The sequence below is a fragment of the Streptomyces sp. NPDC101118 genome (assembly GCF_044759445.1).
GTDB lineage: Bacteria > Actinomycetota > Actinomycetes > Streptomycetales > Streptomycetaceae > Streptomyces.
The window spans coordinates 135,153-150,111 of record NZ_JBIVZG010000009.1; the positions used below are offsets into that span (position 1 = coordinate 135,153).

13 protein-coding genes are annotated in these 14,959 nt (G+C 74.9%); 9 read left to right on the forward strand and 4 right to left on the reverse strand.

Features of this window, described 5'->3' with window-relative positions; all coding sequences use genetic code 11:
- Positions 1–171: 171 nt before the first annotated feature.
- Both ACIQUQ_RS17315 and ACIQUQ_RS17320 read right to left on the reverse strand, forming a co-directional pair.
- Positions 172–1,185, reverse strand: a complete 1,014-nt coding sequence (locus tag ACIQUQ_RS17315) for a Gfo/Idh/MocA family protein (RefSeq protein ID WP_403976480.1) — start codon at positions 1,183–1,185, stop codon at positions 172–174.
- A gap of 34 nt (positions 1,186–1,219) precedes the next feature.
- Positions 1,220–2,134 (reverse strand): sugar phosphate isomerase/epimerase family protein, encoded by a 915-nt coding sequence (locus tag ACIQUQ_RS17320; RefSeq protein ID WP_403976482.1) that lies wholly within the window; start codon positions 2,132–2,134, stop codon positions 1,220–1,222.
- 46 nt (positions 2,135–2,180) lie between these two features.
- Between ACIQUQ_RS17320 and iolC the strand changes: the two genes are divergently transcribed.
- From iolC to ACIQUQ_RS17345, 5 genes are all read left to right on the forward strand, one after another.
- Complete coding sequence (iolC, locus tag ACIQUQ_RS17325) at positions 2,181–3,134, forward strand: 5-dehydro-2-deoxygluconokinase (RefSeq protein ID WP_403976484.1); 954 nt, start codon at positions 2,181–2,183, stop codon at positions 3,132–3,134.
- 274 nt (positions 3,135–3,408) lie between these two features.
- The gene (gene iolB, locus ACIQUQ_RS17330; protein ID WP_403976486.1) at positions 3,409–4,263 is read left to right on the forward strand and encodes a 5-deoxy-glucuronate isomerase; all 855 of its coding nucleotides are present in this window, start codon (positions 3,409–3,411) and stop codon (positions 4,261–4,263) included.
- On the forward strand, positions 4,260–6,155 hold the full coding sequence (iolD, locus tag ACIQUQ_RS17335; RefSeq protein WP_403976488.1) for a 3D-(3,5/4)-trihydroxycyclohexane-1,2-dione acylhydrolase (decyclizing): 1,896 nt from the start codon (positions 4,260–4,262) through the stop codon (positions 6,153–6,155). The genes iolB and iolD overlap by 4 nt, the downstream gene beginning before the upstream one ends.
- A gap of 10 nt (positions 6,156–6,165) precedes the next feature.
- On the forward strand, positions 6,166–7,665 hold the full coding sequence (locus ACIQUQ_RS17340) for a CoA-acylating methylmalonate-semialdehyde dehydrogenase (RefSeq protein ID WP_399950353.1): 1,500 nt from the start codon (positions 6,166–6,168) through the stop codon (positions 7,663–7,665).
- Between the two features lie 319 nt (positions 7,666–7,984).
- Positions 7,985–8,404 carry a nitroreductase family deazaflavin-dependent oxidoreductase gene (locus ACIQUQ_RS17345; RefSeq protein WP_403976491.1) on the forward strand — a complete coding sequence of 140 codons (420 nt, stop codon included), beginning with the start codon at positions 7,985–7,987 and terminating at the stop codon, positions 8,402–8,404.
- 81 nt (positions 8,405–8,485) lie between these two features.
- Here the strand turns inward: ACIQUQ_RS17345 and ACIQUQ_RS17350 are convergent, their stop codons facing one another.
- Positions 8,486–9,151, reverse strand: a complete 666-nt coding sequence (locus ACIQUQ_RS17350; protein WP_403976493.1) for a response regulator — start codon at positions 9,149–9,151, stop codon at positions 8,486–8,488.
- Positions 9,148–10,767 carry a sensor histidine kinase gene (locus ACIQUQ_RS17355; protein WP_403976495.1) on the reverse strand — a complete coding sequence of 540 codons (1,620 nt, stop codon included), beginning with the start codon at positions 10,765–10,767 and terminating at the stop codon, positions 9,148–9,150. Before ACIQUQ_RS17355 ends, ACIQUQ_RS17350 begins: the two co-directional genes overlap by 4 nt.
- An 84-nt stretch (positions 10,768–10,851) precedes the next feature.
- On the opposite strand from ACIQUQ_RS17355, the gene ACIQUQ_RS17360 reads away from it, so the two are divergent.
- The 4 genes from ACIQUQ_RS17360 to ACIQUQ_RS17375 all read left to right on the forward strand — a co-directional run bounded on the left by ACIQUQ_RS17360 (position 10,852) and on the right by ACIQUQ_RS17375 (position 14,959).
- Entirely contained in the window at positions 10,852–11,586 is a 735-nt protein-coding gene (locus ACIQUQ_RS17360) for a 4'-phosphopantetheinyl transferase family protein (RefSeq protein WP_403976497.1), read from the forward strand.
- A gap of 187 nt (positions 11,587–11,773) precedes the next feature.
- Positions 11,774–12,220: a GNAT family N-acetyltransferase gene (locus ACIQUQ_RS17365; RefSeq protein WP_403976647.1), complete on the forward strand. Its 447-nt coding sequence runs from the start codon at positions 11,774–11,776 to the stop codon at positions 12,218–12,220.
- 71 nt (positions 12,221–12,291) lie between these two features.
- Positions 12,292–13,485: a S8 family peptidase gene (locus ACIQUQ_RS17370; protein ID WP_403976499.1), complete on the forward strand. Its 1,194-nt coding sequence runs from the start codon at positions 12,292–12,294 to the stop codon at positions 13,483–13,485.
- A 190-nt stretch (positions 13,486–13,675) separates the two neighbouring features.
- Positions 13,676–14,959, forward strand: coding sequence for a hypothetical protein (locus ACIQUQ_RS17375; RefSeq protein ID WP_403976501.1), 1,284 nt, complete (start codon positions 13,676–13,678; stop codon positions 14,957–14,959).

Genomic DNA, 14,959 nt, shown 5'->3' on the forward strand with positions numbered 1-14,959 from the left:
GAGAACGACGGCCCTCGGGGCAGGGGGAGGGGCTGTCGACCGCCTGTGACGGAAGACCCGCGTAACGCGGACATCCGTCACGGGGCGCCGATCGCTGTGACGGGCGCGGGACAGCGGGACGCCGCCGCCCTCCCGCCACGGGGCCGGCGAGGCCGGGGCACGGGAGGACGTTCAGGCGTACAGGGCCGGCTTCGGCGCGAGGGAGACCTCGGTGCGGACCCCGGTGCGCTGGGCGGTGACACCGGCCTCGCTGACGGCCGCGGCGGCGTAGCCGTCCCAGGCGCCGGGACCCGTCACCTCGCCCCGCCGGGTGGCCTCCACCCAGCGGCGGACCTGGCGGTCGTAGGCGTCCGCGAAGCGCACCGTGTAGTCCTGGGTGATCTCGCCGCCCCAGCGGCCCCGGGACTGCACGAGCACCGACTGGCCGTCGCCGATGCGGGCGCTGCCGGACTCGCCGACGGCCTCGCACACCACCTGGTAGCCGAAGCCGCAGTTGACGAAGATCTCCACGTCCACCAGGGCCCCGCCGGAGGTCTCCAGCAGGATGAACTGGGGGTCGCGCAGTCCCTCGGGCGCCGCGGCGGACGAGGTGGGCGAGAGCACCGTCACCGCGGTGACCTCCTGCCCGAGCAGCCAGCGGGCCGCGTCCACCTCGTGCACCACCGAGTCGTTCACGAGCATCTCGGTCGTGAAGAAGGAAGGGGACGAGGCGTTGCGGTGCCGGCAGTGCAGGAAGAGCGGCCGGCCCAGCTCCCCGGCGTCCAGCAGGGACTTGAGCCGCTCGTACTCGGCGTCGTGCCGGCGCATGAAGCCGACCTGCACCAGCCGCCGGCCCAGCCGCTGCTCCGCCTCCATGATCCGCAGCGCGCCCCCGGGGTCCGGGGTGAGGGGCTTCTCGCAGAGCACCGGGAGTTCCCTGCCGAGGGCCTCCAGCACCGTGGCCTCGTGGGCAGGGCCGGGCGAGGCGATCAGCACGGCGTCGACGCCCGGCGCCGCGAGGGCCGCCGACGGGTCCGTGAAGGCGGCGCAGCCCTCGATGCCGGCGGCGATCTCCTTGACCCGGTCCCCGTCCGGGTCGGCGACGGCGGCCACCCGGGCCCCGCTGATCACGCGGTCGATGCGCCGTACGTGGTCGGCGCCCATCCGGCCCGTGCCGATCACCGCGATGCCGAGCGTGCCGCTCATGGATCCCCCTCGCTGCTGCTGTGGGCGGACTGCCTCAGCGCAGGCCGCAGGACCGAAGATAGGCGCGGGTGCGGCGGGCGATGGGCAGCGGGCGGTCGGGCGGGCACGGGTACATGTCCTGCTCGACGATCGCGAAGAGCGGCGTGTCCAGCCGCTCGGCCGCCGCCAGCACCGGTGCCAGGTCCGGTACCCCCCGGGGCGGCTCGCACATCACCCCGCGGGCCACCGCGGGCCCGAACGGCACCTGCTCCGCCCGCACTTCGGCCAGTACGGCCGGGTCCACCTGCTTGAGGTGCAGGTAGCCGATGCGCTCGCCGAAGGTCTCGATGAGCTCCACGCTGTCGCCGCCGCAGTAGGCGTAGTGCCCGGTGTCCAGGCAGAGCGACACGGCGTCCGGGTCGGTGGCGTCCAGGAAGCGGGCCACGTTCTCCGGGGTGTCGATGTGGGTGTCGGCGTGGGGGTGGACCACGATCCGCAGCCCGTAGCGGTCCCGGACCTCGCGGCCCAGACGCTCGGTCTGGCGGGCCAGTTCCCTCCACTGGCCGGCGTCGAGCTCCGCGTCCTCCAGGACGGCGCCGGTCTTGTCGTCGCGCCAGAAGGACGGGATGACCACCAGGTGCCCGGCGCCCATGGCCTGGGTCAGGGCCGCGATCTGCGACACGTGCTCCCAGGTCGCGTCCCAGACGGCGGGCCCGTGATGGAGTCCGGTGAAGACGGTGCCGGCCGAGACCCGCAGGCCCCGCCGCTCCGTCTCGTCCTTCAGCCGTACCGGATCCGTGGGGAGGTAGCCGTACGGGCCGAGCTCGATCCACTCGTACCCGGCGTCCGCGACCTCGTCGAGGAACCGGCCCCAGGGCGTCTGCTCGGGGTCGTCGGGGAACCACACCCCCCAGGAGTCCGGAGCCGAACCGAGCCGAATGCGGGTCAACGCGGGCGGGGAGGAGGTCATACGGCCAGCTTAGGCAGAACGCACGGGGATGTTCGGAGGATTGCCAGTGACCAGCGACCGGTTTGACCTGATCACCATGGGACGGATCGGGGTGGACCTGTACCCGCTCAAGACGGGCGTGCCGCTCGGGGAGGCCGACACGTTCGGCCGGTTCCTCGGCGGCTCGCCGGCGAACGTGGCGGTCGCCGCCGCCCGGCTGGGCAGGCGGGTGGCGATGGTGACGCGGACGGGCGCGGACCCCTTCGGCGCGTACCTGCGGTCGGAGCTGCGGGGGTTCGGGGTGGACGACCGGTACGTGGCCGAGGTGGCCGCGTACCCGACGCCGATCACGTTCTGCGAGGTGTTCCCGCCGGACCGGTTCCCGCTGTACTTCTACCGGCTGCCGAAGGCGCCGGACCTGGAGATCCGGGAGGGCGAGCTGGACCTCGGCGCGATCCGGGCGGCGCGGGTCTTCTGGATGACCGGGACCGGGCTGAGCGCGGAGCCCAGCCGGGGCGCGACGCTGGCCGCACTGGAGGCCCGGGCGAAGTCCGGGACCACCGTCTTCGACCTGGACTGGCGGCCGATGCTGTGGTCGGAGCCGCCGGGCGAGCACTACGCGCGGGCGCTGTCGCTGGCCACGGTGGCCGTGGGCAACGAGGAGGAGTGCGCGGTGGCCACCGGCGAGCGGGATCCCCTGGCGGCGGGGCGGGCGCTGCTGGCGGCCGGGGTGGAGCTGGCGGTGGTGAAGCGCGGCCCCGAGGGGGTGCTGGCGATGCACCGGGACGGGCGGGTCGCCGAGGTGCCGCCGGTGCCGGTGGAGGTGGTCAACGGGCTGGGTGCGGGCGATGCGTTCGGGGGCGCGCTGTGCCACGGGCTGCTGGCGGGGTGGGAGCCGGAGCGGGTGCTGCGGTACGGGAACGCGGCGGGGGCCATCGTCGCCTCGCGGCTGGCGTGTTCGTCCGCCATGCCGGTGGCCGCGGAGATCGAGGAGGTGCTGGGGCGTGCCGGTTCGCGGTGAGTGGGGGATGGAGTACGCGCGGCTGCGGGTGGTTTCCCTGGGGGCGGGGGAGGTGTACGTGCACGAGGCGGGGGAGTGCGAGTGGATCGTGCTGCCGTTGTCGGGTGGGTGCGAGGTCCGCTGCGCGGAGCCCGTCCCCGCCCCGCCCTTCTCCCGTTCACCGGAGGCTCCGCCCCCGGCCCCCCGCGCCTCAAACGCCGGCGGGGCTGGAACGAACCCGGGGGCTCCGCCCCCAGACCCCCGCGCCTCAAACGCCGGCGGGGCTGGAGAAGCGGTGGAGGTTGGGCCTGCGGGCCTTGGCGCCGGGAGTGCCGGCGGGGGTGGAGAAGCGGTGGAGGTTGCGTCTGCGGGCCTTGGCGCCGGGAGTGCCGGCGGGGTTGGAGGTGTGAGGGAGGTCGGGGCCGGGGGTGTTGGGGACGGGCGGGTCGTTGCGTTTGAGCTGCGGGGGCGGGACGGGGTGTTCGGGGGGCCCAGTGACTTCGTCTATCTGCCGCGGGGGAGTGTCAGTGAGGTGCGGGCCGCCGCCGGTGGGCGGTTCGCGTTGGCCGGGGCCGTGTGCGAGGCCGTGCTGCCCGCGCGGTACGGGGCGGCCGGGGACGTGCCGGTCGAGATCCGCGGCGCCGGCGTCTGCTCCCGGCAGGTCAACAACTTCGCCGCCGCCGACACGTTCGCCTGCGACCGGCTGATCGCCGTCGAGGTGCTCACCCCCGGCGGCAACTGGTCCTCGTACCCGCCCCACAAGCACGACGAGCACCACCCCGGGCACGAGTCGCGGCTGGAGGAGATCTACTACTACGAGATCGCCCCGCACGGGGACACGGCCGGCGTCGGCTACCAGCGGGTGAGCCCGTCGCCGGCCGGGAAGACCGACGTGCTCGCCGAGGTCCGCACCGGGGACGCCGTGCTGATCCCCGACGGCTGGCACGGGCCGTCCATCGCCGCCCCCGGCCACGACATGTACTACCTCAACGTGATGGCCGGACCCGGCCCCGAGCGGGAGTGGCTGATCCGCGACCATCCCGGTCACGCGTGGGTTCGCGCGTCCTGGGCGGGGCAGGAAGTCGATCCCAGGCTGCCGGTCACCGGACGGCCGCCCCATCCGGCCCCGGACCCCGAGGAGGCCCCGTGACCGCCCCGCGCACCGTCCGGCTCACCACCGCCCAGGCTCTCGTCAGGTTCCTCTCCCGGCAGTACGCGGAGCGGGACGGGCGGCGGCACCGGCTGATCGCCGCCACCTGGGGCATCTTCGGCCACGGCAACGTCGCCGGGATCGGGCAGGCACTGCTGGAGACCGGCCCGGAACCGGAGCACGGCATGCCGTTCCTCCAGGGCCGCAACGAGCAGGCCATGGTGCACGCGGCGGTCGGGTACGCCCGGCACAGCGGGCGGCTCAGCACCCACGCCGTGACCACGTCCATCGGGCCCGGCGCGACGAACCTGGTCACCGGCGCGGCCCTCGCCACGATCAACCGCATCCCCGTCCTGCTGCTGCCCGGAGACGTCTTCGCCGGCCGGCCCGCGGACCCCGTGCTCCAGCAGCTGGAGGTGCCCCACGCCGGGGACGTGTCCGTCAACGACTGCCTGCGGCCCGTCTCGCGGTACTTCGACCGGATCGGCCGCCCCGAGGCCCTGGTCCCGGCCGCCCTCCAGGCCATGCGGGTGCTCACCGACCCGGTGGCCACCGGCGCCGTCACCCTCGCCCTCCCGCAGGACGTGCAGGCCGAGGCCCACGACTGGCCGGAGGAGTTCTTCGCCGAACGGGTGTGGCCGGTACGCCGCCCCCGCCCCGGGACCGCGGAGGTCGAGGCCGCCGCAGCGGCGGTCCGGGCGGCCCGCCGCCCCCTGGTCGTCGCCGGCGGCGGCATCCACCACAGCGCGGCCGAGGACGCCCTGCGCGCCTTCGCCGACGCCACGGGCATCCCCGTCGCCTCCACCCAGGCCGGCAAGGGCTCGCTGCGCCACGACCACCCCGCCGACGTGGGCGCCGTCGGCCACACCGGCACCGCCACCGCCGACGACCTGGCCCGCGCCGCCGACCTCGTGATCGCGGCCGGGACCAGGCTGAGCGACTTCACCACCGCCTCCTCGACCCTGTTCCAGGACCCCGGCGTCCGCTTCCTGGGCCTCAACCTCGACCCCCACGACGCCCACAAGCAGGCCGCGCTGCCGCTGGTCGGCGACGCCCGCGAGAGCCTGGACGCGCTGCGGGAGGCGGTGGCCGGGTACCGCGTGCCGGCCGCGTACGAGGAGTCGTACGGCAAGGCCAAGGCCCACTGGGAGACGTTGGTCGACCGGGCCTTCCACGCCCCCGACGAGGACGCCCGCCCCACCCAGGCCCAGGTGCTCGGTGCGCTCGACGCCCTGGTCACCGACGAGGACGTGCTGGTCAACGCGGCCGGCTCGCTGCCCGGCGACCTCCACCGGCTGTGGCGGGCCCGCTCACCGCGGCAATACCACGTCGAATACGGCTTCTCCTGCATGGGCTACGAGATCCCGGCCGCGATCGGCGTGGCCCTGGCGGACCCCGGCCGGCCCGTCTGGGCCCTGGTCGGCGACGGCTCGTACCTCATGAACCCGACCGAACTGGTCACCGCGGTGCAGGAGGGAATCCCGCTGACGGTGGTGATCCTGGACAACCACGGGTACGCCTCCATCGGGGGCCTTTCCGAGGCCGTGGGAGGTGAGCGCTTCGGCACCGACTACCGTCACCGGGCACTGGACACCTCGTACACCGGGGACCCCCTTCCGGTGGACCTGGCGGCCAACGCGGCCTCGCTCGGAATGACCGTGATCCGCGCCCGCACCGTCCGTGACCTGCGGGAAGCCCTCGCGGCCGCCCGTTCGGCGGGCCGCCCCACATGTGTCTACACGGAGACCGAAACGCCCGACACTGTGTCGGGCCCGCCCCCCGCACAGGCGTGGTGGGATGTGCCTGTGGCCGAGACCGCGACCCGCACGTCGGCCGTCAGAGCACGCGAAGAGTACGACCGGCAAGCCGCAGCGCGACGTCGCCATCTGTGAAGGAGTAGCAATGAAGACCGTCAACCACTGGATCGGTGGCAAGACCGTCGAGGGCGCGTCGGGCAACTTCGGCCCGGTCACCGACCCGGCGACGGGCGAGGTCACCACCCAGGTCGCGCTCGCCTCCGTCGAGGAGGTCGACGCGGCGGTACAGGTGGCCCGCGAGGCCTTCCAGACCTGGGGCCAGTCCTCCCTGGCCGCCCGCACCAAGGTGCTCTTCGCGTACCGCGCCCTGCTGGACGCCAACCGCGACGCGATCGCCGAGCTGATCACCGCCGAGCACGGCAAGGTCCACTCGGACGCGCTGGGCGAGGTCGCCCGCGGCCTGGAGATCGTCGAGCTGGCCTGCGGCATCACCACCCAGCTCAAGGGCGAGCTGTCCACCTCGGTCTCCAACCGCGTGGACGTCTCCGCCATCCGCCAGCCGCTCGGCGTGGTCGCCGGCATCACGCCGTTCAACTTCCCGGCGATGGTCCCGATGTGGATGTTCCCGCTGGCCATCGCCTGCGGCAACACCTTCGTCCTCAAGCCGAGCGAGAAGGACCCGTCGGCCGCCAACAAGCTGGCCGAGCTGGCCAAGGAGGCCGGCCTGCCCGACGGCGTGCTGAACGTGCTGCACGGTGACAAGGTCGCCGTCGACGCGCTGCTGGCGCACCCGGACGTGGCGGCCGTCTCCTTCGTCGGCTCCACCCCGATCGCCCGCCACATCCACACCACCGCCTCCGCCAACGGCAAGCGCGTGCAGGCCCTGGGCGGCGCGAAGAACCACATGCTGGTGCTGCCCGACGCCGACCTGGACGCCGCCGCCGACGCCGCGGTCTCCGCCGCGTACGGCTCGGCCGGCGAGCGCTGCATGGCCATCTCGGCCGTCGTCGCGGTCGGCTCCATCGGCGACGAGCTGGTCCAGAAGATCCGCGAGCGCGCCGAGAAGATCAAGATCGGTCCCGGCAACGACCCGACCTCCGAGATGGGCCCGCTGATCACCAAGGCCCACCGCGACAAGGTCGCCTCGTACGTGTACGGCGCCGCCGAGCAGGGCGCGGACGTGGTCCTGGACGGCACCGGCTACACCGTGGACGGCTTCGAGGACGGCCACTGGATCGGCCTGTCGCTGCTGGACAACGTCAAGACCGACTCCGACGCCTACCGCGACGAGATCTTCGGCCCGGTGCTGTGCGTGCTGCGCGCCGAGACCTACGAGGAGGGCGTGGCCCTCATCAACGCCTCGCCGTTCGGCAACGGCACCGCGATCTTCACCCGCGACGGCGGCGCCGCCCGCCGCTTCCAGCTGGAGATCCAGGCCGGCATGGTCGGCGTCAACGTGCCGATCCCGGTGCCGGTGGGCTACCACTCCTTCGGTGGCTGGAAGGACTCGCTCTTCGGCGACCACCACATCTACGGCAACGACGGCATCCACTTCTACACGCGCGGCAAGGTCGTCACGACCCGCTGGCCGGACCCGTCCGAGGCCCCGGCGGGCGTCGACCTCGGCTTCCCGCGCAACCACTGACGGCGGGCGCGGGTCCGGGTCCCCCCATGGGCCCGGCCCCGCGGTCCCGCAACCGCAGACCCCCGGCCACCCTCACCGGCCGGGGGTTCCTGCGCGTGCGGAGCCCGTACGGGTCGTTGCGGATCCCGTACGGGGCCCCGCCGGCTCCGCCCCGCGGCCGGTCCGGTCCCGTGCCGGTCCCAGTCGTCGGACCCCGCCTTCCCCGGCCCGGCCGCCGGACCTCACCAGGTATGGCCCGTCTGCTGGCGGACCGCCGGAATCCGCCCCGAGAATCGGGCCGGAACCACGTCGGGGCTGACGAGCGGGACGAGGGGGAGCCGTGTCGGAGCGACTGGAGCGCAACCAGCGGGTGATCGACGAGTTCAGGGCGGCGGGCGGGGTCGTCGGTGGCGACTTCGAGGGCATGCCGCTGCTGCTGCTCACCACCACCGGGGCGCGCAGCGGGGAACCGCGCACCTCGCCGATGGCCTACCTGAGGGACGGGGACCGGCTGGTGGTCTTCGCGGCCAACGGCGGCCGGGAGAACCACCCCGGCTGGTACCACAACCTGCTGGCCGACCCCTCGGCCGGCGTCGAGGTCGGGAAGGATTCCTTCACCGTGACGGCCACGGTGGCCGACGGCGCCGAGCGGGAGCGGCTCTGGGCGGCCCAGCTCGCGGTCGCGCCGTTCCTCGGGGACTTCCAGGCGCGCTCGGGACGCCGCGTCCCGGTCGTCACGCTGACACCGGCCGACGGCTGAGAGGGGTCCGCTGCCGGGACTCCCCACGCCTGGGGGCGGCCCCGGGCCGGAGCGAGGGCCGGCCCACCGGGCGGAGGCGGCTCAGGGCAGCAGACCGGAGCGGTGGGCGAGGACGGCCGCCTGGACCCGGCTGGTCGTGCCGGTCTTCTCCAGGATCGAGCCGACGTGCGTCTTGACGGTGCCGACGCCGATGCCGAGCCGCCCGGCGATCTCCGAGTTGGCCAGCCCGCCGCCCAGCATCACCAGGACCTCGCGCTCCCGGTCGGTCAGGGCCGCGAGCCGGGCGTCGGGTCCGGGGTTCCGGCCGGTGCCGGCGGCCAGCATCCGGCGGATGACGGTGCCCGTGACGCCGGGGGAGAGGACCGCGTCGCCCGCGGCGGCCGCCCGTACCGCGCTGATCAGCTCCTCCGGGCCCTCGTCCTTGAGCAGGAAGCCCGTCGCGCCCGCCTCCAGGGCCCGCAGCACGTTCTCCTCGTCGCCGAAGGTGGTCAGCATGACGACCTGCGGGGCCGGGACGAGCGCGGTGAGCGGGGCGACGGCGGCGAGGCCGTCCAGCACGGGCATCCGGATGTCGAGCAGGACCACGTCGGGGCGGTGCTCGGCGGCGAGTTCGACCGCGCGGGCGCCGTCGGGGGCCTCCGCGACCACCTCGATGCCCTCGGCGTGGCGCAGGATCAGCCGCACTCCGGTGCGGATCATCTGCTCGTCGTCGGCGAGCAGGACGCGGACGGGCCGCTGCGGGGTCATGGGGTGCTCCTGGTCTCTCGCCCGGGCGCCAGCGGTACGTCGAACCGGTCGATACCGGTCAGGACGTCGCCGCTGAAACAGTACCGGGTGAGCTCGATCGAGTTCGGTCCGGAAGTGTCGTACGAGTACGGGTAGACGCACTCGGTGGTGCCCGCGGGGCGGGGCGGTTCACGGCCCGCGGCGGCGGCCCGGCTCAGCTCGTGGTCCACGGCGCCGGCGCGCTCGGCCGCGGAGCGGGACATGCCCAGGCGGGGCGGTTCCGGCGGCGCGTAGTCGTGGCTGAGCCGCAGGTCGTCGGCGAGCCGCAGCCCCAGGATCAGCATCGCGCCCACCCCCGCCATGCCGAGCAGCGCGGTGGCGCCCTGGCCGAGCCGCCGCAGCAGGGCGGCACCCGCGGGGCGGCCCGGGTCGGCGTCGAGGCGGCCCGAGTCGGCGGAGGGGCGGGCCGGGTCGGCGGAGGGGCGGGACGGGTCCGTCGGCGTGGCCGGGATGCGGGCGGTGAGCGTGAACCCGCCGTCGGGCCGGGGCGCCGCGTCCAGGGTGCCGCCGAGCAGCGCGACGCGTTCCCGCAGTGCCGTCAGGCCCCGGCCGGTGCCGTGCGGGGCGGCCGGGTGGCCCTCGGCCCGGGGGCCGTTGGTGATCCGTACGACGGCGAGCTCACCGGTGTGCGTGACGACGACGGACACCCGCGCGCCGGCGGCGTACCGGTGGACGTTCGTCAGGCCCTCGCGCACCACCCGGTGCACGGCCCGCCGCACCCGGGCCTCCCGCACGTCCGTGTCGGGCCCCGACCAGTGCAGGGTGACGGCCACCCCGCCGGCCCGCGACTCCGTCACCAGGGCCTCGATGTCGGCGCGGGTGCCGGTGGCGTCGGTGAGCGCGTCCGTACCGGTGTCGCGGGACAGCGGCCCGAGCACGCCCAGCACCTCGCGCAGTTCGCGCATCGCGTCGCGGGTGGTCTGGCGGACCTGGGCGGCGCTCTCGCGCAGGTCCCGCGGCTGGCCGCGCAGGGCCATCTCCAGCCCGCCGGTGTGCAGGGAGATCAGGCTCAGCCGGTGGCCCACGAGGTCGTGCATCTCGGCGGCGATGCGGGTGCGCTCCTGGATCCGCGAGGCCTCCTCCGCGGTCTCGCTGCGCTCGCGCAGTGCGGCGACCAGGCGGTCCTGCTGGCCCGCGGAGGCCCCGGCCAGCCCCGGCACGAGCACGGTCAGCCCGGCCACCACCGCGCCGATGGTCAGCCCGTACCGCAGGGAGCCCAGGCCCTCGTAGGGCGCGGACAGGGCCGCGGAACAGACCGTCACCGCGCTCGCCGAGAGCAGCAGCACCGCCCGCCGCCGGGCGCCGGGCAGCTGCCGGGCCGCGGTGTACGCGATGACGGCCATCAGCATCCCGAGGGAGGACAGCGCACCCAGCAGCGCGCCGGTGCCCAGGAGGCTGAGCGCCGGCCGGCGGCGGCGTACGACGAGCAGCGCGAGGGCGGCGAGCACCATCAGCGCCTTGACCTCGCGGGGGAGGGAGACGCCGGTGCCGGCGCCGGCCAGCACGGTGTGGGTGACGGCGAAGACGGCTGCCCCGGCGGCGGCCTCGGCGAGGGAGCGGACGAAGGGGCGGACCATGCGGAAATTATCCGGAGGAAACGGACCCCGCTCATCCCCCTCCCGGCCGAGATGGGCCTCTGCCCGACGGCATACCCTCGCGGGATGGGCGAGTACGAGCTGGGCGGGGACGCCCCGGGGACCGGTCCCGGCGACCGGCCCACGGGCGGTGCGGTGGAGCTGTGGCGGCTGGACACCACGCGGGAGGTGGTCGGCGGGGTGCGGGTGGACGACGGGCTGCTCGCCGGGGACGGGCCGGGGCTGCTCGACGCCGCCGAGCGGAGCCGCGCGGCCCGGCTGGTCCGCGACCTCGACCGGCGGCGCTATCTCGCGGCGCACGTGGGCCTGCGGGTGCTGCTCGGCGGCTACCTCGGGGTGCCTGCGGGCGAGGTGGCCTTCGTACGGGAGGACTGCCCCGGCTGCGGCGCGCCGCACGGGCGGCCCGCGCCGGCCGGGCCGCTCGCCGGCACCCTGCACTTCTCGCTCTCGCACAGCGGTGACGCGGCGCTGATGGCCTTCTCCGGGCGTCCGGTCGGCGTGGACGTGGAGGCGGTCCCGGACGCCGAGGCCACCGCCGACCTCGTCGAGACCCTGCACCCGCGGGAGGCCGCCGAGCTGCTGGCCCTGCCGGAGGAGGCCAGGCCACCGCTGCTGGGCCGGGTCTGGGCGCGCAAGGAGGCGTACCTAAAGGGCACCGGGATGGGCCTGGCGAAGGGGCTGCGGGACCCGTACATGGGCACCGCCGGGCTGCCCGCGCCGACGCCGGGCTGGGCCGTCCGTGACGTGACCGCGCCGGCGGGTTTCGCGGCGGCCGTGGCGGTGGCCGCAGCGGGGGTCTAGGTTCGGCGCCATGAACAGCCGCGAGGACCGTCGTTCGGGCGGCCACGGAGAGGACGGCGCGGAGGACCCGGGGTCGGGCCGCCGTGCGGACGACCGGGTGGACGGCGCCGGGGAGGGCGGGACGGACGACCGCGTCACCGGCCCGGCGGCCGGCCCGGCGCAGGCGCGCCCGGACGGCCCCGCCGACATCCGTCCCGCGCGGACCGTCGCGGAACTGGTCGCGGCCGAGGCCCTGTTCGACGGGCCGGTGAGGCAGGAGTGGGCGGAGCGGTTCCTGGCCGCGCCGGGGCACCTGATGCTGATCGCGTACGTCGACGGCCACCCGGCGGGCATGGTCTCCGGCGTCGAGATGACCCACCCGGACAAGGGCACCGAGATGTGCCTGTACGAGCTCTCGGTGGACGAGGAGCACCGCCGCCGCGGCATCGGGCGCGCCCTCACGGAGGCCCTGGCCGCGGCGGCCCGTGACCGCGGCTCCTACGGCATGTGGGTGGGCGTCGACACGGACAACGGCCCGGCCCTGGCCACGTACCGCGCGGCGGGCAGCCACGACGAGGGCGTCTTCGCGATGCACGGCTGGCAGTTCCCGGAACCCGCCGGTCCGGCTCCCGCACCGGGGGGCCGGCGCGACTGATCGGGTGGCCCCCCGGTGTGCGGCGGGGCGCCTTGGGGGCCGGTGGGGGCGGGTCGCGGAGCATCGGCGGCATGATCAGAACACCCCTGGCGGCACTGGCCGCCGCCGCACTGTTCGCCGCCGCGGCCCCCGCGACGGCCGCGGACCCCGGAGCTCCCGCGACCCCGCCGAACACGGCTTCCGCGCCCCGCGCCGATGCCGAGGAGACCGGGCGGTGGATCGTCGTGCTGCGGGACGGGGCCGCCGGGAGTCCGCGGGCGCTGGCCGCCGCGTCCGGCGGGGCCGTCGAGCACGTCTACGAGAGCGCCGTACGCGGCTACTCGGCCCGGCTGACGCCCGAGCGCGCCCGCGCCCTGGCCGCCGACCCCCGCGTCGACTACCTCGAACCCGACCGCGAGTTCCGCATCACGGACGACCAGCCCCTCACCCAGACCGGGGCGCCCTGGGGCCTGGACCGCATCGACCAGCGCGCGCTGCCGCTGTCCGGCACGTACACGTACGCCGCCCCCGCGGCCGCCGCCGAGGTCACCGCGTACGTCGTCGACACCGGCATCGAGGCGGGCAACCCGGAGTTCGGCGGCCGCGCCTCCACCGGCTTCACGGCCTCGGACGACCTGGAGCCCGGCGACTGCAACGGCCACGGCACGCACGTGGCCGGCACCATCGGCGGCACCACGTACGGGGTCGCCAAGCAGGTGCGGCTCGTCGCCGTGCACGTGGCGGACTGCCGCGGCACGGCCAGCACGGCCGACGTGCTGGCCGGCATCGACTGGGTGAGCGCCCGGGCGGGCGACGGTCCCGCGGTGGCCAACATGAGCATGGGCGGCCCCCTGAGCCAGGCGCTCAACGACGCCATCCGCCGCTCCGTCGAGCGCGGCATCGCCTACAGCGTGGCGGCCGGCAACGAGGGCGGCGACGCCTGCACCACCTCCCCCGCCGCGGAGCCCACGGCGGTCACCGTCGGCGCGAGCGACACGGACGACTCGGCGGCGGGCTTCTCCAACCACGGCCCCTGCCTGGACCTGTACGCCCCGGGCGTGGACGTCACCTCCGCCGGCCGCACCCCGGGCGAACCCGTCACCGCATCCGGCACCTCCATGGCCGCGCCGCACGTCGCGGGAGTCATCGCCCGGTACCTGGCGGCCCACCCGGCCGCGTCCCCGGCGGAGATCGACACGGCGCTGCGGGCGGACGCCACGCCGGGCGCGCTGACCGGCGTACCGGAGGAGACGCCGAACCTGCTGCTGCACGCACCGGCCGCCTGACCTGCCCCGGCCCGGAAGCCTTCCGGGTCAGGTCCTGATGGGACATCAATTTCTGTGCGTTTCCCGGGAATGCAAGTCATTGACTTCTCATCACCGCGACGCGTCAATGTCGGCCACCGCACCGGCTCGGACTCCCCCGCACAAGCGGGTGTGGGGGAGGGCTCGTCATGACGAAGGAGTCGCGACCGAAGTGAGTACGAGTTACCGACGAAGAATCCTTGCCGGGGCGGGCGCCCTCACCCTGGCCCTGGGCGGCGTGGCGGGCCTGACCGGGACGGCGCAGGCGGCCACCAAGACGACCACCATCTTCATGAACTGTGACGCGCCCGCGCCGCAGTCGGACGGGTCCGGCAACCAGGACTTCACCATCACCCTGCCGGACACGGCCAAGGCCGGGGACACCGTGCCGGTCACCATCGACCCGGGCCCCAGCCCGCTGGTGCCGGCGTTCGCGGTGACCACGCTGAACACCACCAAGATCACGTTCGTCGGTGTCCCGGGGCAGCCGATCACGGTCACGAGCCCGCAGGAATCGGTCACCGTCACCCCCGGAGTGCCGCTGGACGCCAAGCCGTTCACCGCGAACCTCACCATCCCGGACGGCACCGAGGGCACCACGCTCGACTTCAGGATGGACCTCGCGGTGACCGTCGCCAACCTGGGCGGCATGGACTACGTCACCACCTGTACGCCGCAGCCGCGGCCCAGCGCCACGGTCGGCTCCATCGCGGTCGAGGCCCTGCCCAAGGACCCGGTCACCACCAAGCTCAGCCCCAACAGCGGCGGGCCGAACACCGCGGTCGTCGCGACCGGTGCCAACTTCCCGCCCGGCGCCGTGACCTGTGCCGCCTCCCTCGCGGGCGTGGACACCGGTGACACCGGCACGGGCACGGCCGACGCCTCCGGCGCCGCGTCCTGCTCCCTGACCGTCACCAAGAAGGCCGACAACATCCGCATCGGTTCGACCGCGGGCAAGCCCTTCAGCTACCTCGCCCCCGTCGAGGGCGTCCCGCACCCGGTCGACATCGAGGTCCTGCCCGGGCCGCTGGCGCTCGGCCCCACGGCCGGCCTGCCGACGCTCGACTTCGGCGCGATCACGATCAACGGCAAGAAGCAGTCCGTGGTGGGCGCCTTCAACGCGGCGACCGTCCAGGACTTCCGCGGCGGCACCCTCGGCTGGGACCTGACGGTGACCCGCACGCCGTTCCTGAACAGTTCCACCGGTCACTCGCTCGCGGCGGGCCTCGGCATCCAGCCGTCCTGCACCGTGACCAACCCGGACAGCCCGAGCCCCTGCGTCGCAGGTGCCGCGGGTGCCATCACCGACGTCCCGCTCAAGGTGGCCTCGCAGGCCGCCGGGGGCGACGAACTCACCGGTGGCGAGTTCGCGGTCGGCGGCGGCGCGATGATCCAGCTGCCCGCGTTCATGTTCGCGGACACCTACCAGTCGGTCGTGACCTTCTCGATCGCCTGA